This is a genomic window from Flavobacterium sp. RSSB_23 (genome assembly GCF_051547145.1).
Taxonomy (GTDB): domain Bacteria; phylum Bacteroidota; class Bacteroidia; order Flavobacteriales; family Flavobacteriaceae; genus Flavobacterium.
Genome location: NZ_JBPTTO010000005.1, coordinates 179,233 through 197,355, shown reverse-complemented (window position 1 = coordinate 197,355; position 18,123 = coordinate 179,233). Strand labels below are relative to the sequence as shown.

Genomic DNA, 18,123 nt, shown 5'->3' with positions numbered 1-18,123 from the left:
TTAAAATCCGTTTTATCAGTTCAATCAGTGGCTCAATCACTGCAATTTTGACCAAAAACAATTTGCGAAAATTTGCGGTTACTTTTTTCTTAAACCATAAAAGTTCATTTAAGTTATTCTTTGTGCTCCTTGCGTAAATCTTTGCGCCCCTTGCGGTTAACTTTTTCAACCATTTAAGGTCATTTAAGTTATTTTTAAAATCCGTTTCATCTGTTCAATCCGTGGTTCAAGCACCGCCATTCATCCAAAAACTTTTAGTACTTTGCGGTTCAATTCACACCAACTTATGGAAACCGTTGCTATCAATACACCACTAGGAATTGCCCAAATTACAGGCGATGCAAACGGCATTGCTCAAATTTCCGTTATCGATGAGGGAGAGGTTTCTGTTGAAATTCCATCCGTTTTGCAGGAAGCCGTTACCCAACTTAACGACTATTTTCAAGGCAATCGCACCCATTTTGATTTCAAACTTAATCCCAAAGGAACCGAATTTCAACAAAAAGTGTGGCAAGCCCTACTCGAAATTCCGTACGGAAAAACCTGTAGTTATATGGATTTGTCAAAAAAATTGGGCGATGTCAAAGCCATTCGAGCAGTTGCTTCGGCCAACGGAAAAAATCCGTTATGGATCGTAGTGCCCTGCCACAGAGTCATTGGCACTGATGGTTCACTAACTGGCTATGCTGGCGGATTATGGCGCAAAAAGTGGCTGCTCGAACACGAAAATCCAACGGCGCAACAATGTTTGTTTTAAGAAAAGCGTAACTATTTTTTACAAAATTTGACGACTCAGATTACAAAATTACCTAAATTTAGGACTTCAATAGTTAGTGAAAATTCGTGCAATTCGTGTTTAAAATTTAATTCATGATCGAAAAAATAAACCTCAATAACATTCTTTTTCTAGACATAGAAACCGTTCCCGAAGTAGAAAACTTCAATACTTTGGATGATGATCTGAAAGCGCTTTGGGACCAAAAAACACTATACCAACGCAAAGACGATTTTACACCTGAAGAATTTTATGATCGCGCTGGAATTTGGGCCGAGTTTGGAAAAATTGTGTGTATTTCGGTAGGTTATTTTATCATTAAAGGGGACATTCGTAATTTTAGAGTGACCTCTTTTTTTGGAGAAGAAAAACAGTTATTGAAGGATTTCAGTAATCTAATCAACAATCATTTTAATCAGCCGCAGCAGCTGTTATGTGGTCATAATGCCAAAGAATTTGACATTCCGTTTTTAGCCCGCCGAATGATCATCAACCAAATGCCTATTCCTGATAAACTCAATTTATTTGGCAAAAAACCTTGGGAGATTCCACATCTGGACACCTTAGAATTATGGAAATTTGGCGATTATAAGCATTTTACTTCCTTGAAGTTACTTTGTAAAGTACTTGGAATTCCTTCTTCCAAAGGCGATATCGACGGCAGCCAAGTCGGACATGTTTTTTATGTTGAGAAAGACATCGATCGCATCGTGACCTATTGCGAAAAAGATACTATTGCCGTGGCACAGATTTTCCTTCGTCTTCGCAGAGAAGATTTGCTGATTGATGAAGAGATTATTCATGTGTAAATTAACTCTAAATGTATAAAAAAGCTTTTTTTTTAATTTTTAGCCTTGTTGGATTTATTTCATTATTTCTACCTTTTAATAAAGTTATAATCATCGGTTGTGCTTTGGATGGAGGTGGTTTTACGGACTATTATTATGATCCTTTTATTAAGTATTTGGTTGATTTTTTTACTTTCCAATCTATTACTTTTTTAGATGTTTTTGAATTTTTAGCGTTTATTCTAGTAATTTTTTCACTGGTGCTTACGCCTTTATTACTTTTTTATAATAGAAAAAAAATTAGTTTGTTGTTGATTGTTTTAACACTAGGATTGATGATTATTTCTCTTTACAATTCCTATGATAGTTTAGGTTATGGTTATTACATAATTTTTCTTCAACAAAGTGTTCTTTTGGTTCTTACTATTTTATCAAAAAACAAAATATTACATTTACAAAAATTATAAATTATGGTATTGAGTAGATTTTGGTTGGTGATATTTATTTCTTCCATCCTTTTTGTAGTAGTGAGTTTGTTTTCGGGTAATAGTTATACTATAGATCATGTTTTGAATGGCAAAAAAGATGATCCTATTTTACTATCGGAACACTATCTTGAACAAATGCCTGTTTTTATCAAAGACAGTCTTAAAAAGGCACCCGACCAAACTATGGTCATCAACCGAGATACCCTAAACGCCGACACTACTTATGTGTATAAAAACAAAGTGGTAAAAGTATTTAGCGGTGTTCAAAAATCTGATGGGCTTTTGCCAACATGTAAAAGTACGTTGCTCGATTTGATCTTGCCATTGATGGCTTACCTAGCTTTTTTCTGTGGACTGATGGAATTATTAATCATTTCAGGGGCTTCCGAAAAACTAGCGAAAGTATTGAGCCCAGTGTTCGTAAAAGTATTTCCTAGTATTCCTAAAAATCACCCTTCAATTTCCTATATGACCTTGAATTTTGCTGCAAATTTCTTAGGGTTAGATTCGGCAGCTACGCCATTTGGATTAAAAGCTATGGAAAGCTTGCAAACCATCAATCCCGAAAAAGATAAAGCCAGTGATGCGCAGATCATGTTCATGTGTCTGCATGCTTCGGGACTTACTTTGATTGCTACTTCTATCATTGGTTATCGTGCTGCAGCAGGTGCTAGTAATCCAGCCGATGTAATGTTGCCTTGTATTATTACTTCTTTCATCGGAACCATAGCGGCGTTCTTGATTGTGGGGGTAAAACAAAAAATCAATTTTAAAAGCGCTTCATTAGTGCTAGGATTAATGGTTTTAATTGCCGCTATCGTAGGTTTATTGATGTATGTGAATCACTTGGATTTAATAGGTAAAAATTATTTTACTTCTAATCTTTCAGCTTTGATATTAGTGGCCATTATTGCTTTTACGCTGATTCTATCTTTTGTAAAAGAAAAGAAATTTACAGAGGCAGGCACCACAGTTTACGAAGCGTTTGTAACGGGAGCCAATAATGGAGTGAAAACAGGAGTAACGATTTTTCCCTATGTTTTGGGTATGTTGGTCGCTATTTCTTTGTTCCGAAATAGTGGTTTATTCGAAATTGTGAGCAATTGGGTCGCTTTTGCATTTTCTAATATGGGAGTTAACAAACAAATCACCGATGCATTGCCAGTAGCCTTGCTTAGACCGTTTAGCTCGGCAGGATCACGCGGCTTTTTGATTGATTCCATGAATACTTTTGGAGCCGATTCGATGACCGGAAGACTTAGTAGTATTTTTCAATGCAGCGCCGAAAGTACTTTTTATGTGATTGCCGTTTATTTTGGTTCGGTAAATATCAAAAATACTCGTTATGCTTTAGGAACAATGTTGTTGGTAGACGTGATTTGTGTAATTACGGCTATTTTCGTAGCTAGCTGGTTTTTTTAGTATAAAGAATCAATAGCTAATTTCCCCTAAATCTATATTATTATGAGAATTGTACTGTTCATTTTATTTGTTTTTTTTATCAGTTGTCAAAAACAAAAAGGAATAAGTAAACCCGAAACTTCAATTCAAGAAAAACCAAAATTAATTGCTGGAAGAACAACGGATAAGATACTAAAGACGGATACCGTTTTTGTATATGATTCAGGAGAATTAAATCCAATTTTTTTTGTCCTTGCGCATCTATTGGATAAAAAAATGGATAAGGATAGCTTACTTACGATGAGTTATCGTCTTGATTTTTATAAAGATAAAAAACAGATTGCTTCTTCAAAAATCATAATTCCCAACTATACTAATGGTTCTGAATGGAGTGGATCTTTGGGCTTGAGCGATGCAACTAGTAAACAATCTCCCTTTGTCACAATTCGTATTGGATATCCCGCTTGTGGCTATGCTCAGCAAAACTTTTTATTTTTTATAAAAAAACACCAACTACAATTAGTACACCAATGGGAATCTGTTTTTGATAGTGGTTGGGGGAGCTGGGTTGAAATTCATAATCCAGAGAAAACAGCAGAACCCCAATCCTTTTATTGTAAAACTGTATCTTTTGAACCATCTGATGATGCTACAGAAGAAGAGGAAAAAGGCATTTTATCGTATAGTGATTCAACCGTTTTTAGACTAAAAAATAATCAGTGGAGAAAGCAACTGATCACAACTAAGAATTTGCCTTATTTTAAAAAGGAGATGACTTTTAATGAATACCACAAAAACGAATAAGTCTTTCATATTTGTATGTTTTGGGGCTAATTTATACCAATTCTAAAGGATAAGTTATTAGAAATGGATTTTCATTCTTTCAACAATTCTTATCTTTACCTTTCATAAAAAAACAATACAATATGGACTTTATATACCAGGATCCTTATCCTATTTTAAAAGACGAAACCCAATACCGAAAAATTACTTCAGACTTTGTAAAAGTCGAGCAATTAGGCGAACGTGAGATTTTAACCATCGACCCAAAAGGGTTAGAATTATTGGCGCAAGAAGCTATGAGAGACGTTTCTTTTATGCTACGTACTTCGCATTTAGAAAAATTAAGAGCCATTTTGGATGACCCAGAAGCGACCGACAATGATCGTTTTGTAGCGTATAATTTATTGCAAAATGCCGTAGTAGCTATCGATGGAGAATTGCCTTCTTGTCAAGATACGGGAACGGCAATTGTGATGGCCAAAAAAGGAGAAAATGTATACACCGGCGTTGATGATGCAGAGTATTTGTCTAGAGGAATTTTTAATACTTACCAAGAAAAGAACCTCCGTTATTCTCAAATTGTGCCAATTAGCATGTTTGAAGAAAAAAATTCAGGATCTAACCTTCCGGCTCAAATTGATATTTATGCCAAAAAAGGTGCTTCTTATGAATTTTTATTTTTAGCCAAAGGTGGAGGGTCAGCCAATAAAACCTATTTATACCAACAAACGAAGTCATTATTAAATGAAAAATCGTTAGATGCTTTTATTCGTGCTAAGATTATGGATTTAGGTACATCTGCTTGTCCACCATACCACTTGGCTTTGGTGATTGGAGGAACTTCTGCCGAAGCTAATTTAGCCGCTGTAAAAAAAGCTTCCGCAGGTTATTTTGACCATTTGCCTACTTCTGGAAACATGGCAGGACAAGCTTTCCGTGATTTGGAGTGGGAAAAGAGAGTACAAATTATTTGCCAAGAAAGCCAAATTGGAGCGCAATTTGGAGGTAAATATTTCACACACGATGTTCGTGTAATTCGTTTACCACGTCACGCTGCTTCTTGTCCAGTGGGATTAGGAGTTTCTTGTTCTGCGGATAGAAACATCAAAGGAAAAATTACGAAAGACGGTATTTTTGTAGAACAATTGGAAGTAAATCCAAAACGATTGTTGCCAGAAACACCTCCTCATTTGGAAGCGGCTGTCGAGATTGATTTGAACAAGCCTATGCCAGAAATTTTGGCGGAGTTGTCTAAATATCCTATCAAAACACGATTAAAACTAAACGGTACCTTGATTGTAGCTCGCGATATTGCACATGCCAAAATCAAAGAGTTGTTAGATGCAGGAAAACCGATGCCAGAATACTTTAAAAATCACCCTATTTATTATGCTGGACCAGCTAAAACACCAGAAGGAATGCCTTCAGGAAGTTTTGGACCAACAACTGCAGGTCGTATGGACGTGTACGTTGAGGAGTTCCAAAAAAATGGCGGAAGTATGGTGATGTTAGCCAAAGGTAACCGAACCAAAGACGTAATGAACGCTTGTAAAACCTATGGAGGATTCTATTTGGGTTCTATTGGTGGACCAGCAGCTATTTTGGCAAAAGAGAATATTCTTTCTGTTGAGGTAGTGGATTTTGAAGAATTAGGTATGGAAGCCGTTCGTAAAATCACCATCAAAGATTTCCCTGCATTTATTATTACAGATGATAAAGGAAATGATTTTTTTGCCAATCTTTAGTTTTTGATGCGAAGACGTAAAGTCTTGAAGATTGGTAGTAACTAATATTTAACCACCAATTCACAAATGTATTATTTTTGAATAGGTGGTTTTTTTATTGGAGTATTTCAAAAGAGGTATTTATTGGGTAATGTACCAAACAAAAACAGTTGCAAGTATGGACTTGCAACTGTTTGGATATAGATTAAATATTGTCTGTTTATGACAATTAAAGTATTACATTTTCATCAACCAGTTTTTCATCGATACTTCATTTTCGATGATGGCTTTTAAATCGGCAATAGCAACGCGGTCTTGTTTCATCGTGTCTCTATGACGAATGGTTACCGTTTGGTCTTCTGCGGTTTGATGGTCAACAGTGATACAGAAAGGTGTTCCTAAGGCATCTTGTCTTCTATAACGTCTTCCTACTGCATCTTTCTCATCGTAAGACACGTTGAAATCCCAACGCAAATCTTCAATGATTTGCTTAGCAATTTCTGGTAAACCGTCTTTTTTCACTAAAGGTAAAATAGCCGCTTTAGTTGGTGCTAAAACAGCTGGTAACTTTAGTACTGTTCTTGTTGAACCGTCTTCTAGCGTTTCTTCTTTTAAAGAAGTAGCAAAAACCGCCAAGAACATTCTGTCCAAACCAACTGAAGTTTCAACTACGTAAGGAACATAATTTTGATTCAATTCGGCATCAAAATATTGTAGTTTTCTACCTGAATATTCTTCGTGTGCTTTCAAATCGAAATCGGTTCTTGAGTGAATTCCTTCCAATTCTTTGAAACCAAAAGGGAATTCAAACTCGATATCGGCAGCAGCATTGGCATAATGCGCTAATTTTTCGTGGTCATGAAAACGGTATCTTTCTGCTCCTAAACCAAGCGATAAATGCCATTTCAAACGAGTAGCTTTCCAGTGTTCGTACCATTGCATTTCTTCTCCTGGACGTACAAAAAATTGCATTTCCATTTGTTCAAATTCACGCATACGGAAGATGAATTGTCTCGCTACGATTTCGTTTCTGAAGGCTTTTCCAGTTTGAGCAATTCCAAAAGGAACTTTCATTCTACCTGATTTTTGAACATTCAAGAAATTCACAAAAATTCCTTGTGCTGTTTCTGGACGCAAATATAAATCCATTGCTGTATCAGCAGAAGCACCTAATTTGGTACCAAACATCAAGTTGAATTGACGCACTTCAGTCCAATTACGAGAACCTGATTCTGGACACGCAATTTCTAATTCTTCGATTAAAGCTTTTACATCCTCTAAATCACCATTACCCAAAGAACGTCCCATTCTTTCAAGAATTTCTCTTTCTTTGGCTAAATATTCTACTACTCTTGGATTGGTCGTAATAAATTCTTGCTCATTGAAAGCTTCTCCAAAACGAACTTTTGCCTTTTCGATTTCTTTTTTAGCCTTAATATTTAGTTTTTCGGCATAATCTTCAATCAAAACATCGGCACGGTATCTTCTTTTAGAATCTTTGTTGTCAATCAATGGGTCATTAAAAGCATCAACGTGGCCTGAAGCCTTCCAAGTGGTTGGATGCATCAAAATGGCAGCGTCGAGACCTACAATGTTCTCGTTCATTTGTACCATCGATTTCCACCAATATTCGCGTATGTTCTTTTTTAATTCTACACCGTTTTGTGCATAATCATATACTGCACTTAAACCATCGTATATTTCGCTTGACGGAAAAATAAATCCATACTCTTTTGCGTGCGAAACTACATTCTTAAATAAATCTTCTTGTTTTGCCATAGTGATGCAAAAATATAAAAAGTGGATTTAAAAAAAACAAAAAAGCAAAAGTTTGAAGCATTGATTTGCTTATTTTTATCAATAAAATTTGGATTAGATGCTCAAAAACCTTGTGAATTTATTTTTTCCACCTGTTTGTTCTGGATGTCACTCTTTTTTATTGACAAATGAAACAGTAATTTGTACAAAGTGCAGGCACAATTTGCCACAAACAAATCATCATATTCATACAGAGAATGAAGCTTTCAAGAAGTTTTATGGCAGGATTCCTGTAATTCATGCTTCTGCTTTTTTGTATTTTCATAAAAAAGGAATGGTGCAAGAATTAATTCATAATTTAAAATACCGAGGGCATCAAGAAATTGGAACACAACTAGGTCATTGGTATGCTGAAGATTTAAAAAATAATCTGGCTCTAAAAAATGTAGATGCAATCATACCCGTTCCAATTCATAAAAAGAGATGGAGAAAAAGAGGGTACAATCAAGTAGACACTTTTGCAGAAGCTTTATCAAACGAATTGAACATTCCTGTCCAAAAAGAGGTTTTACTTCGGAAAATTGATTCGAAAACCCAATCCAAAAAAAATCTATTGGGAAGAACCGAAGGAATACATAGTGTTTTTGAGGTTCAATTTTCAGAAGAAGAGCATAACAAACATTTTCTATTATTAGATGATGTTTTAACTACTGGCGCCACGCTAGAGGCTTGTTCTAGAGCACTTTTGGAAATTCCAGGAGCCAAAATCAGCATTGTTTGTATGGCTATGGCGCATTCCTAAAATTATATTTTCATCGAAATTGAAATCTAAAAATGAGCATATTACATTTATACCATCAAAAAATAAGGATTTCAAAAACAAAATAGGAATTATAACAAAAATGTTTTTTAAAGTATAAAGTTAATTGTATAAATTTGGATAAATTTTATAAATCAATTAAATTACGATATCATGGCATTTGAATTACCACAATTACCTTATGCATACGATGCATTAGAACCACATATTGATGCTAGAACAATGGAAATTCACCATTCTAAACATCATAATGCCTATACAACTAACCTGAATGCAGCGATTGCAGGAACGGATATGGAAGGCAAAACAATCGAAAACATTTTAATTAATTTAGATAAAACTAATGCTGCTGTTCGTAACAACGGAGGTGGATATTACAACCACAATTTGTTTTGGACTGTAATGTCTCCAAATGGAGGTGGACAACCAACAGGCGAATTGCTTGATGCTATCGAAGCTTCTTTCGGTACATTTGAAGAATTCAAAGCTAAGTTTGCTAAAGCTGGAGCTACACAATTTGGGTCAGGATGGGCTTGGTTGTGCGTTCAAAAAGGTGGTAAATTAGAAGTTTGTGGTACACCAAACCAAGATAATCCATTAATGCCAGGTGTAGGTTGTGGAGGAACTCCAATCTTAGGAATGGACGTTTGGGAACATGCTTACTACTTGCACTACCAAAACAGAAGACCAGATTATATCGAAGCTTTTTTCAATGTAATCAATTGGACTGAAGTAACAAGACGTTACGTTTTAGAAAAATAATATAAGTTACTATAATAAAAAGGCTGTCTAATTCTCTAGACAGCCTTTTTTATTTTGAAACGGTTTTTTAAAACCAACCCTTTTTGCCCACTTGGTACGTTTGATAAAACTCTTCGTCCGATTTGGTCAAATAGATAATTCCTTCAATTATTCCGATTATGTATCCAATTCCACATAATCCAATTAGCAGTTGTATGATTCCTTCTTGAGTGTAACCTAGAATAAATTTATGAATTCCTAATCCCCCAAGAACGATTGCTAAAACTCCAGCAATAATTTTTTTGTTTTCTGGTTGTGCTTTAGGATAAGGGGTATTCCATGCTTCGTGTTTCGTTTCTTCCATGATGGTTAAATTTGGTTATTGATTTAGTTAGTTGTAAATCTATAAAAAAAGTTACATATTTTTTATAACCAATAGATTATCATTTACTATAAAGTGCCTTTATTTTATCCACAATCACTTGAGCCAGTCGTTCATGACTCTCGAAGGTCCAGCCAGCAATGTGTGGCGAAAGCAAAACTTTTGGACTTTTTAGTAAATAATCAAAAGCTTCGGGCGTGTTTTTGTCTTGGAATAAAGTTTCAAAAGACAATTTCTCATACTCCAAAACATCCAATCCTGCACCCAAAATTTTTCCAGATTCTAGCGCTTGAACTAAATCGGCAGTAACTACATTTTTGCCTCTTGAGGTGTTAATTAACCAAAAAGGTTTGGAAAACGATGCTATAAAATCAGCATTCACCATTTTATCCGTTTCAGGTGTCCATGGAATATGCAGACTTAGTACATCGGCTTTTTGTTGTAATTCTTCTAGTGTGACTTGTTTGGCGTTGGCATCACTTACATTGGGTAAAATATCGTGACAAAGCACTTCAGCATCAAACCCTCGCAGTTTTTTGGCAAAAGCTTTTCCCATATTTCCGTAGCCAATAATCCCAACAGTCTTTCCGTCTAATTCATGACCGCGATTACTTTCTCTATTCCATTGCCCTTTTCTAATTTCGTTATCAGCTTGGTTGAGTTTGTTAAAAAGCGACAAAATCATTCCTAAAGAATGCTCTGCCACCGCATTTCGATTGCCTTCTGGAGCGGCTATTAGTGCAATGTTTTTTGCCAATGCATAATCACAATCGATGCTTTCGAGACCAGCACCCACTCGAGCAATAAACTGTAAATTGGTGGCTTTGTCGATGAAATTTTTATCAATTTTGAATCGGCTGCGAATCACGATACCATGATAGTCTTTAATTTTATCTTCAACGGCTTCTTTAGAAGAAGTAAAGTCGGCTTCGTTGTGAAAACCCGCTTCTTGTAATTGTTCCCACAGCAAAGGATTGTTGCTGTCTATATGAAGGATTTTGATGTCCATAACTACTATTTTTTATCCTTCAAATTAACGAAAAAAATACGGTTTTTACTTTCTGGAAAGTAGTTCCTTTAAAAATGCTTAAATTAGCCATAAGTATAAAAACACATTACAAGCAATGAAATTGACGAAAACATTTAAAGCCTTCTTTGAAAGTGAAAAAGCTGGAGGATTATTACTTCTATTTGTAACAGTACTCTCTTTATATCTAGCCAATTCGAGCATACAAACTGACTATATTGCCTTTTGGAAAACTCCATTAGGACACCATACAATCACCGATTGGATTAATGACGGCTTGATGGCCATTTTCTTTTTAATGATTGGATTAGAGTTAGAGCGTGAAATATATGATGGTGAATTGGCCAATATCAAAAATGCGGCTTTACCTATTTTTGGAGCATTGGGCGGAATGATTGTTCCTGCTGGAATTTTTTTAGCGCTAAATTTTGGAACGATAACCCAAAACGGAGCGGGTATTCCTATGGCTACAGATATTGCTTTTGCGATTGGAATTTTGTCTTTGTTGGGGAATCGGGTGCCTGCTTCATTAAAAATATTTTTAACGGCATTAGCGGTTATTGACGATTTGGGAGCCATTATCGTAATCGCTGTGTTTTATACCGATTCTATTGCCTTTCTAAACTTATTTTATGCATTAGCGATTTGGGGTTTCCTATTTATTTTGAACCGACGAAAAGTGCACAACTTGATTCCGTACTTGTTAGGTGGAATAGCAATGTGGTATTTTATGTTGAATTCAGGAATTCATGCTACAATTACAGGCGTTATTTTGGCCTTTGTTATTCCGTTTGGGGATGGTGGACCACAAAGTGCTTCTTACCGTTTGCAACATTTTTTACACAATCCTGTGGCCTTTTTTATTCTGCCTTTATTTGCCATTGCCAATACAGGAATAGCTATCGACAGCAATTGGCATGAAGGATTATTGCATGAAAACACCATTGGGATTATTGCAGGATTGGTTATTGGGAAGCCTTTGGGCATTTGGCTGTTTTCGTTTTTGGCCGTGACTTTTGGCGTTTGTGCTTTGCCGAAAGAGCTGCGTTGGAAAGATATTGTTGGAGCAGGAATGTTGGGAGGAATAGGATTTACGATGTCCATTTTTATCACTTTATTGGCTTTTAAAAATGATGGAGATGGAGAAGAAATCATCAATTATTCTAAAATTGCGATTCTAATTGCTTCATTTTTGGCAGGAACCCTTGGTTTTATTTGGCTCAAAATCAATTTGAAAGAGAAGAAGACTAAAAAGAAAAAAGCGGTGTCATAACCGCTTTTTCTTTTTTATAGTTTTTACAAACTCGCTTTACGCCAGTTAAATAATAATAATCTTCTTCTATCATCAATGTCATTCACACGGACTTCGGTTACATCTTCAACCTTAAAAATTGCATTGCCTAAATCTTCTCCATTTTTACCAACACAATGCAATATAAAATCCTCTTCGGAGAAATCAATTACGAAACCGGTAAAATATTCTGAACCATTTACTTCAAAACTGCTTATTTGATTTTTTACATTGCAGAGTTGTTTTACAGCCTCAAATTGCCAATATCCTGAATGATTTAGTGTGATTTCAAAATCTGAAGGTTGGTCTATTATTGATGAATATTCAATTAAACATTCCATTACTTTGGTATAGTCATCATTGAAATCGATAGTTTTTATATTGGCAACTTTTATAAATACAATTCCATCAGGTTTTCCAAATCGAGTATAGTGCCTAAAACCAATATATTCTTCATTAATTTCTGTAACATAGCCTACAAATGAACTTCTATCTGAATTGTATTGCCATATAGAAATCAATTCACGATTTTCTTGAGATTTGAGAAGAATATTGTTGAGCAGGGAACTATTCATAGTTTTATTTGATTGTAATGAATTATCGTTTTTAGACTGATTAAACCAATTGGAAAAAAAATTAATCATTTTAGGATATTTATGTTATCCAAATATATAGATTTTTCTTTCAAAATAAAATTAAAAATAAGATGACTATTAAGGTGGTTTCCGCGTGAGGGATAGGAGTAATCCGCCATTGCGGAGCGGATAGCCCGACAGCCTAAAGGAAAGGGGCCGACTCACGACTAGCATGAGTTGGCCCCTTTGCTTTAGGGTGGCACGCCCAAATGATTTATCCTTTTATTTGTTTTAAGGACGTTTTGATGCCTCGAATGAGTGAGGAACTGAAACCGTGCATTTCCATTTCGTTGAGTCCTGCGATGGTACAGCCTTGTGGGGTAGTTACGCGGTCGATTAATTGTTCTGGATGGCCTTTTTCTTCTAGGAGCATTTCAGCGGCACCTTTTACGGTTTGTGCTGAAATGGCCAAAGCAGTTTGCCAATCGAATCCAATCTCAATACCCGCTTGCATAGACGCTCGAATGTAACGTAGGGCAAAAGCCGTTCCGCTGGCTGCCAAAACGGTGGCGGCATCCATCAATTTTTCGTCGATAATTGGCGCGGTTCCTAAGTCTTGAAACAATTGCACTACCGGTTGAGCGGCTTCTTTGTTTTTTTCGTTGAAGGCGATACAAGTCGCTGAAGCTCCAAATTGAGCAGCGATGTTGGGCATAATTCGGATAGCGCTGTGTGAAGTGCCTATTTTGTTTTGTAAATTTTCGATAGATAAACCACTAACGGCTGAGGCAATGGTTTTGTTTGTAATTACAGGAAGGATTTCAGTCAATACCGTATCTACTTGATAAGGCTTGATGGTCAAGATAATCAAGTCGGCTTCCTGAATAGCTAGAGTATTGTCTGTAGCAACGGTGATTCCGAGTTCTTGCAAATATAAAATACTAGCCGTGTTGCGTCGTGTTATGGTGATTTGATGTCCTTGTGAAAACTTGGCTAAACCTAAGGCAATAGAAACGCCAAGGTTTCCTCCTCCGATGATGTGTACTTTCATGGTTTGGTTTTTTGGTTGGTTAATTGGGTTGTTGCTGTTTGAATTAGAATCCTAGCACTAATTTGGCAATAGAAAAATAAATCAAAATTCCGCAAATGTCGTTACTAGTGGTAATAAATGGCCCTGTTGCTAATGCCGGGTCAATACCGAATTTGTCCAATAACAACGGGATAAAAGTACCAATTAATGAGGCAATAATTATCACGGAAACCAATGCAATTGTTACAATTACGCCAATAATTACCTCTACATTCAGCAGAAAATGGCTTCCCAAAAACAAGATACTGGCTAAGATTAATCCGTTCAAAAGACTTAGTGAAATTTCTTTGACCAAACGATTAAACAGCGAACCACTTAAGGTATTATTTGCCAAACCTTGAACGATGATTGCTGAGGATTGTACCCCAACATTTCCAGCCATCGCAGCGATTAATGGAGTGAAAAAGAATAATTTTCCGTGTTCGAGCATGGCGCCTTCAAACAAACCAAGCACGCGAACGGTGATAAATCCACCTAATAGCGCCAAAACCAACCAAGGCAAACGCGCTTTGGTCAATTCCATAATGCTATCATCGGCCTCTACGTCTTGAGAGATACCCGCTGCTAACTGGTAATCTTTGTCGGCTTCGTCCTTGATTACGTCTACGATATCATCGATGGTGATTCTACCCACTAAACGTCCTAATTCGTCGACTACAGGAATGGCTTCTAAGTCGTATTTTTGCATGATACGTGCTACCTCAACATCTTCGGTATCTACGTTTACAAAATTCAATTTTCTTATGTACACATCGCTGATTGCGGTTCGTGTAGAAGTGGTTAATAAGTCTTTGAGCGATAAACGTCCTTTGAGTCTTCCGTCATCATCTACTACATAAATGGAGTGTACGCGTGAAATATTTTCGGCTTGAATTCGCATTTCTTTGACACAAGTGAGTACGTTCCAGTTTTCGTTGACTTTCACTAACTCTTTGTGCATGATTCCCCCAGCAGTATCTTCGTCATAGCGCAACAATTCGACAATGTCTTTGGCGTGCTCAACGTCTTGCAATTCTGAGATTACTTCGGCTTTGATGTCTTGCGATAATTCGGCAATAATGTCGGCAGCATCATTGGTTTCTAATTCATCAAGCTCTTCAGCGATTTCTTTTGGGGAAAGACGGCTCAAGATGTTTTCTCTCAAATCGTCTTCTAGTTCTAGAAGGATTTCGGCTGTTTTTTCGCTATCTAAAACTTTAAAAATATAGGTAGCTTCATCAAATTCTAGTTCGTCTAGAATTTCGGCAATATCAGCATGGTGCATGTCATTCAATAACAATTCCAATTTTACATCGTTCTTGCTTTGAATGAGTTGCTCTAACTCTTGAATGAGTTCTTTGCTGATTTTAAACTCCATCGGCTTCTATTTTTTGGGTCAAGGCAATAAATTCTTCAACACTTAATTGCTCTGGACGAATATCAAATACTGGGTCTTCTCTTAGTTTATCGGACAAATTTAAGGTTTTTAAACTGTTGCGCAAGGTTTTTCTACGCTGTTGAAAGGCCGTTTTAACTACGGTAAACAAGAGTTTTTCGCTACAAGGTAAAGTATAATTTTCTTTACGTCGCATACGCATCACACCCGATTTTACTTTTGGCGGCGGATTGAATACGTGTTCGTCAACCGTAAATAAATATTCGGTATCGTAGAATGCTTGTGCCAAAACCGAAAGTATGCCGTAGGTTTTACTTCCTTTTTTCTCGCAAATGCGTTCGGCAACTTCTTTCTGAAACATACCTGAAAACTCAGGAATTTGGTCTCTGAATTCTAAGGTTCTGAATACAATTTGCGTTGAAATATTATAGGGAAAATTGCCAATAATAGCAAATTGTTTCCCTTCGAAAACGGAATTGATATTGTATTTTAAGAAATCTTCAGATATGATTTTATCCTTTAATTTTGGATAATTGGCATCCAAATAAGCCACCGATTCCGTATCGATTTCTATAACATAGGTGTCGATAGGTTTTTCTAATAAATACTTAGTCAATACACCCATTCCTGGTCCAATTTCTAAGACATCGTTGTAGCCTTCTAAACTCAAGGTGTCGGCAATGGCTTTGGCAATGCTTTCGTCTTTTAGAAAGTGTTGTCCGAGATGTTTTTTGGCTTTTACTTTTTCCATAATCATTTTTTTAACCGCAAAGGCAGGAAGGCGTTAGCGTATTTATGCGTTCTAAAATTCTTTTTTCTATAACATTGTTGGCGGATTTTAATCCGTTGTTACAATATTATTGGCACCAATGGAGCTATCGTTTTTAATACTCCGAAATCACTTCTAATTCGGTTCTGAATGCTAGCATTTTATCGCCGAATAATTTAAGTCCTTCTTCACGCAAAGCGGGCGCATCTTCTTGATAGTATTTTTGCAATGTTTCTCTGCTATCTGTGGTGTATTGAACAGAATAAGTAAGTCCTCCCATTTCTTCTTCGACCAAAACGCGAACCATTCTTGCATTTGAAAATTTGCCTGTTGCTAATATTTCTGGAATGTGCTTGTGCTGCATCCAAATCATCCATTTGTCGTGTACACTTTCGTGAATATTGATGGTAACGTTGTATATAATCATTGTTTAAAAAGTATTAAGATTGGAGTATTAAGTAGTTAGACTTTGAAAGAACAAACTATTTATTTTTTAACATCCTCTAGTTTTTATTTTGCTATTGAAATTACCATTTTTAAAGATTCTTATCGCCTCTTAACTGTCTGAATTTTTTCCTTGCCTCAACAAAGTAAATACTGTCTTGATGGTTAAAAATCATTTTTTCATAAAGTGGTTTTGCTTTTTCGGGGTCGTTTAGGTATTTCACATACAGTTCTGCTGCAAAAAACAAGGCTTCATCGATGTATATGCCATCACTATGTTGAGCAATTATCGCCTGATATTGTTGCAATGCCAAAGTATAATTACCAGTCGTCTCATACAATTTACCCAATCGTAAAAGAGTTACCGCTTCAATCTCTTGTCCTTTGAATTGCTGTAGCATCTTTTGGAAATGAGCAATTGCTTCATCATTGCGTTTTTGATACATCAAATAGTCGCCTTTGGCAAATTGCTTTAAAGCCGTTTGGGTCGAATCGGCAACGGTATTGTCATTGATTAATAAAAAATATTCCAAAGCATCATTGGCAATCAATTGCGTATTGGCAGATTTTAATTCTTTAAATTGCTTCAATGCCCAATCAAAATCGGTTTTGAAATAACTCGTTTTTGCTGCTTTTAAACTGGCTTCATGTGCCATTACATCGTTCTTCAAATCCAATTCAATTTGGGAATAGTACAGCAAAGCTTGGTTGTATTTTTCTTCAAATAAAAAAATATCGGCCAACTCCATTTTGGCATCTGCAATTTGGTAATCGTTTAACGGTAGTGCCAATGCTTTAGTAATAATTGCTTTTGCTTCTTCTGGTTTTTTTAAACTAAAAGCCGTAAAGTGTGCTTGAATTAATTGCAATTTCAACGTAAACGGATTGATTTCAAATTGCTGCAATAAGGATTTAAGCTGCGTATCAATGGCAATAAAATCAGCGGGTTTTGCTTTGGCCAATTTCATTTCTATTAAGTACGTATTGGCTTGTATCAATGTTTCTAGATTCTTAGTATTTTCTAGAACATAACCTAGGATTTCGGTTGCAGCTTCGGTTTGGTCTTCCTCAATTGCCATTTGTCCCAAGCTTACGATTTCAGCCAAGGATTCTGGATTGCGTTTGTAAATGGCTTTTTCTTGAATGAATGCTTTTCCAAACTCTTTTTGTTGTACATAAAACCAACTCAAATACTGATTCCAGAAGATATCTTGGTCTTTTTGAGTGCGTAAAATCAAAGCCTTTTTTAAAGAATCAGAAAATGAGGTATCGCTCTCGTCCGACATATAACGAGACAATTGATGCTGAATCAAATTCGAATTTTGCGGATTAATAAAGGCTTCATCCAAAAATGTGGTAATCATCAAATCGGTTTTGCCTAATTGCCCATAAAGCAAGGCCATTTGATAATTAAAATTAAAAGTCGCGTCTAATTCAGCCGCGGTTTGATAGGCTTTTACGGCGTATTCTAAGATTACTTTTTTTTCAAAGGCATTGGCGACACCATACACTTCGTTAGGATTTTTACGAATGCTTTCGAGCGCTTGTTCGTAATAACTTTTGGCTTTGGCTTCGTTTTTTTGCAACTGCCAATTGTAGCCCATTTCGACTAATAAAAAAGCTTGTTTGTATTTAGAATAACGCGTTTGTATGGTTTTTTCGGCCAAATCATATTGTTGCAATTGTTGATAGCAATCAATTGTTCTGAGAAAATATTGAGAGTTTTGCGGGATACTTTTGAGTAATTCTTCGTACCCTAATTTGGCTTTTTCAAAATCTCCTTTTTCATAAAAATATTGAGCCAATTGTTCGTTTTGCGAAAAACAAATCCATGAAAAAAACAGCGCGATATGTAGAAAGAGTTTTTTCATTGTTCGAATTTTTCACTAAAC

At 36.0% G+C, this 18,123-nt stretch carries 18 protein-coding genes; 9 read left to right on the top strand and 9 right to left on the bottom strand.

Annotated features, from left to right (window positions below; all coding sequences use genetic code 11):
• Nucleotides 1-286: 286 nt before the first annotated feature.
• The 6 genes from ACSVH9_RS10285 (at nucleotide 287) to ACSVH9_RS10260 (ending at nucleotide 5,980) form a co-directional block, all read left to right on the top strand.
• Entirely contained in the window at nucleotides 287-757 is a 471-nt protein-coding gene (locus ACSVH9_RS10285; protein ID WP_438063639.1) for a methylated-DNA--[protein]-cysteine S-methyltransferase, read from the top strand.
• Nucleotides 758-870: 113 nt separating this feature from the next.
• Nucleotides 871-1,584 (top strand): 3'-5' exonuclease, encoded by a 714-nt coding sequence (locus tag ACSVH9_RS10280; protein WP_438063638.1) that lies wholly within the window; start codon nucleotides 871-873, stop codon nucleotides 1,582-1,584.
• Nucleotides 1,585-1,595: 11 nt separating this feature from the next.
• Nucleotides 1,596-2,030 carry a hypothetical protein gene (locus tag ACSVH9_RS10275; RefSeq protein WP_438063637.1) on the top strand — a complete coding sequence of 145 codons (435 nt, stop codon included), beginning with the start codon at nucleotides 1,596-1,598 and terminating at the stop codon, nucleotides 2,028-2,030.
• A 3-nt stretch (nucleotides 2,031-2,033) separates the two neighbouring features.
• Nucleotides 2,034-3,473, top strand: a complete 1,440-nt coding sequence (locus tag ACSVH9_RS10270) for a nucleoside recognition domain-containing protein (RefSeq protein WP_064715824.1) — start codon at nucleotides 2,034-2,036, stop codon at nucleotides 3,471-3,473.
• Nucleotides 3,474-3,515: 42 nt separating this feature from the next.
• Nucleotides 3,516-4,256, top strand: a complete 741-nt coding sequence (locus ACSVH9_RS10265) for a hypothetical protein (RefSeq protein WP_438063636.1) — start codon at nucleotides 3,516-3,518, stop codon at nucleotides 4,254-4,256.
• 122 nt (nucleotides 4,257-4,378) lie between these two features.
• Nucleotides 4,379-5,980 carry a fumarate hydratase gene (locus tag ACSVH9_RS10260; RefSeq protein ID WP_438063635.1) on the top strand — a complete coding sequence of 534 codons (1,602 nt, stop codon included), beginning with the start codon at nucleotides 4,379-4,381 and terminating at the stop codon, nucleotides 5,978-5,980.
• Nucleotides 5,981-6,196: 216 nt separating this feature from the next.
• Here the strand turns inward: ACSVH9_RS10260 and ACSVH9_RS10255 are convergent, their stop codons facing one another.
• Nucleotides 6,197-7,738: a glycine--tRNA ligase gene (locus ACSVH9_RS10255; RefSeq protein ID WP_159689264.1), complete on the bottom strand. Its 1,542-nt coding sequence runs from the start codon at nucleotides 7,736-7,738 to the stop codon at nucleotides 6,197-6,199.
• 97 nt (nucleotides 7,739-7,835) lie between these two features.
• Between ACSVH9_RS10255 and ACSVH9_RS10250 the strand changes: the two genes are divergently transcribed.
• Both ACSVH9_RS10250 and ACSVH9_RS10245 read left to right on the top strand, forming a co-directional pair.
• On the top strand, nucleotides 7,836-8,519 hold the full coding sequence (locus tag ACSVH9_RS10250; protein WP_438063634.1) for a ComF family protein: 684 nt from the start codon (nucleotides 7,836-7,838) through the stop codon (nucleotides 8,517-8,519).
• Between the two features lie 171 nt (nucleotides 8,520-8,690).
• Entirely contained in the window at nucleotides 8,691-9,299 is a 609-nt protein-coding gene (locus ACSVH9_RS10245) for a superoxide dismutase (protein WP_438063633.1), read from the top strand.
• 67 nt (nucleotides 9,300-9,366) lie between these two features.
• Here the strand turns inward: ACSVH9_RS10245 and ACSVH9_RS10240 are convergent, their stop codons facing one another.
• Both ACSVH9_RS10240 and ACSVH9_RS10235 read right to left on the bottom strand, forming a co-directional pair.
• Nucleotides 9,367-9,642 carry a TM2 domain-containing protein gene (locus ACSVH9_RS10240; protein WP_159689278.1) on the bottom strand — a complete coding sequence of 92 codons (276 nt, stop codon included), beginning with the start codon at nucleotides 9,640-9,642 and terminating at the stop codon, nucleotides 9,367-9,369.
• Nucleotides 9,643-9,721: 79 nt separating this feature from the next.
• Nucleotides 9,722-10,669: a 2-hydroxyacid dehydrogenase gene (locus ACSVH9_RS10235; RefSeq protein WP_438063632.1), complete on the bottom strand. Its 948-nt coding sequence runs from the start codon at nucleotides 10,667-10,669 to the stop codon at nucleotides 9,722-9,724.
• A 115-nt stretch (nucleotides 10,670-10,784) separates the two neighbouring features.
• Here ACSVH9_RS10235 and nhaA point away from each other — a divergent pair, with 115 nt between their 5' ends.
• Complete coding sequence (gene nhaA / locus ACSVH9_RS10230) at nucleotides 10,785-11,960, top strand: Na+/H+ antiporter NhaA (protein ID WP_438063631.1); 1,176 nt, start codon at nucleotides 10,785-10,787, stop codon at nucleotides 11,958-11,960.
• A 23-nt stretch (nucleotides 11,961-11,983) separates the two neighbouring features.
• On the opposite strand, the gene ACSVH9_RS10225 is transcribed toward nhaA, so the two are convergent.
• From ACSVH9_RS10225 to ACSVH9_RS10200, 6 genes are all read right to left on the bottom strand, one after another.
• On the bottom strand, nucleotides 11,984-12,622 hold the full coding sequence (locus ACSVH9_RS10225; RefSeq protein ID WP_298299179.1) for a hypothetical protein: 639 nt from the start codon (nucleotides 12,620-12,622) through the stop codon (nucleotides 11,984-11,986).
• Between the two features lie 205 nt (nucleotides 12,623-12,827).
• Nucleotides 12,828-13,604, bottom strand: a complete 777-nt coding sequence (proC, locus tag ACSVH9_RS10220) for a pyrroline-5-carboxylate reductase (RefSeq protein ID WP_438063630.1) — start codon at nucleotides 13,602-13,604, stop codon at nucleotides 12,828-12,830.
• 43 nt (nucleotides 13,605-13,647) lie between these two features.
• Nucleotides 13,648-15,000, bottom strand: a complete 1,353-nt coding sequence (gene mgtE / locus ACSVH9_RS10215) for a magnesium transporter (RefSeq protein WP_342691306.1) — start codon at nucleotides 14,998-15,000, stop codon at nucleotides 13,648-13,650.
• Nucleotides 14,990-15,769: a 16S rRNA (adenine(1518)-N(6)/adenine(1519)-N(6))-dimethyltransferase RsmA gene (rsmA, locus tag ACSVH9_RS10210; protein ID WP_159689290.1), complete on the bottom strand. Its 780-nt coding sequence runs from the start codon at nucleotides 15,767-15,769 to the stop codon at nucleotides 14,990-14,992. Before rsmA ends, mgtE begins: the two co-directional genes overlap by 11 nt.
• Before the next feature lie 133 nt (nucleotides 15,770-15,902).
• Entirely contained in the window at nucleotides 15,903-16,214 is a 312-nt protein-coding gene (locus ACSVH9_RS10205; RefSeq protein WP_438063629.1) for a DUF4286 family protein, read from the bottom strand.
• Nucleotides 16,215-16,323: 109 nt separating this feature from the next.
• On the bottom strand, nucleotides 16,324-18,102 hold the full coding sequence (locus tag ACSVH9_RS10200) for a tetratricopeptide repeat protein (RefSeq protein WP_438063628.1): 1,779 nt from the start codon (nucleotides 18,100-18,102) through the stop codon (nucleotides 16,324-16,326).
• Between the last annotated feature and the right edge of the window lie 21 nt (nucleotides 18,103-18,123).

What these genes read in the sequence shown, in the direction of transcription:
- ACSVH9_RS10265 (WP_438063636.1), top strand. Translation starts at nt 3,516, where the DNA reads ATGAGAATTGTACTGTTCATTTTATTTGTTTTTTTTATCAGTTGTCAA.
- ACSVH9_RS10275 (WP_438063637.1), top strand. Translation starts at nt 1,596, where the DNA reads ATGTATAAAAAAGCTTTTTTTTTAATTTTTAGCCTTGTTGGATTTATT.
- ACSVH9_RS10255 (WP_159689264.1), bottom strand. Translation starts at nt 7,738, where the DNA reads ATGGCAAAACAAGAAGATTTATTTAAGAATGTAGTTTCGCACGCAAAA.
- ACSVH9_RS10260 (WP_438063635.1), top strand. Translation starts at nt 4,379, where the DNA reads ATGGACTTTATATACCAGGATCCTTATCCTATTTTAAAAGACGAAACC.
- ACSVH9_RS10245 (WP_438063633.1), top strand. Translation starts at nt 8,691, where the DNA reads ATGGCATTTGAATTACCACAATTACCTTATGCATACGATGCATTAGAA.
- proC (WP_438063630.1), bottom strand. Translation starts at nt 13,604, where the DNA reads ATGAAAGTACACATCATCGGAGGAGGAAACCTTGGCGTTTCTATTGCC.
- nhaA (WP_438063631.1), top strand. Translation starts at nt 10,785, where the DNA reads ATGAAATTGACGAAAACATTTAAAGCCTTCTTTGAAAGTGAAAAAGCT.
- ACSVH9_RS10285 (WP_438063639.1), top strand. Translation starts at nt 287, where the DNA reads ATGGAAACCGTTGCTATCAATACACCACTAGGAATTGCCCAAATTACA.
- ACSVH9_RS10280 (WP_438063638.1), top strand. Translation starts at nt 871, where the DNA reads ATGATCGAAAAAATAAACCTCAATAACATTCTTTTTCTAGACATAGAA.
- mgtE (WP_342691306.1), bottom strand. Translation starts at nt 15,000, where the DNA reads ATGGAGTTTAAAATCAGCAAAGAACTCATTCAAGAGTTAGAGCAACTC.
- ACSVH9_RS10225 (WP_298299179.1), bottom strand. Translation starts at nt 12,622, where the DNA reads ATGATTAATTTTTTTTCCAATTGGTTTAATCAGTCTAAAAACGATAAT.
- ACSVH9_RS10235 (WP_438063632.1), bottom strand. Translation starts at nt 10,669, where the DNA reads ATGGACATCAAAATCCTTCATATAGACAGCAACAATCCTTTGCTGTGG.
- ACSVH9_RS10240 (WP_159689278.1), bottom strand. Translation starts at nt 9,642, where the DNA reads ATGGAAGAAACGAAACACGAAGCATGGAATACCCCTTATCCTAAAGCA.
- ACSVH9_RS10270 (WP_064715824.1), top strand. Translation starts at nt 2,034, where the DNA reads ATGGTATTGAGTAGATTTTGGTTGGTGATATTTATTTCTTCCATCCTT.
- ACSVH9_RS10200 (WP_438063628.1), bottom strand. Translation starts at nt 18,102, where the DNA reads ATGAAAAAACTCTTTCTACATATCGCGCTGTTTTTTTCATGGATTTGT.
- rsmA (WP_159689290.1), bottom strand. Translation starts at nt 15,769, where the DNA reads ATGGAAAAAGTAAAAGCCAAAAAACATCTCGGACAACACTTTCTAAAA.
- ACSVH9_RS10205 (WP_438063629.1), bottom strand. Translation starts at nt 16,214, where the DNA reads ATGATTATATACAACGTTACCATCAATATTCACGAAAGTGTACACGAC.
- ACSVH9_RS10250 (WP_438063634.1), top strand. Translation starts at nt 7,836, where the DNA reads ATGCTCAAAAACCTTGTGAATTTATTTTTTCCACCTGTTTGTTCTGGA.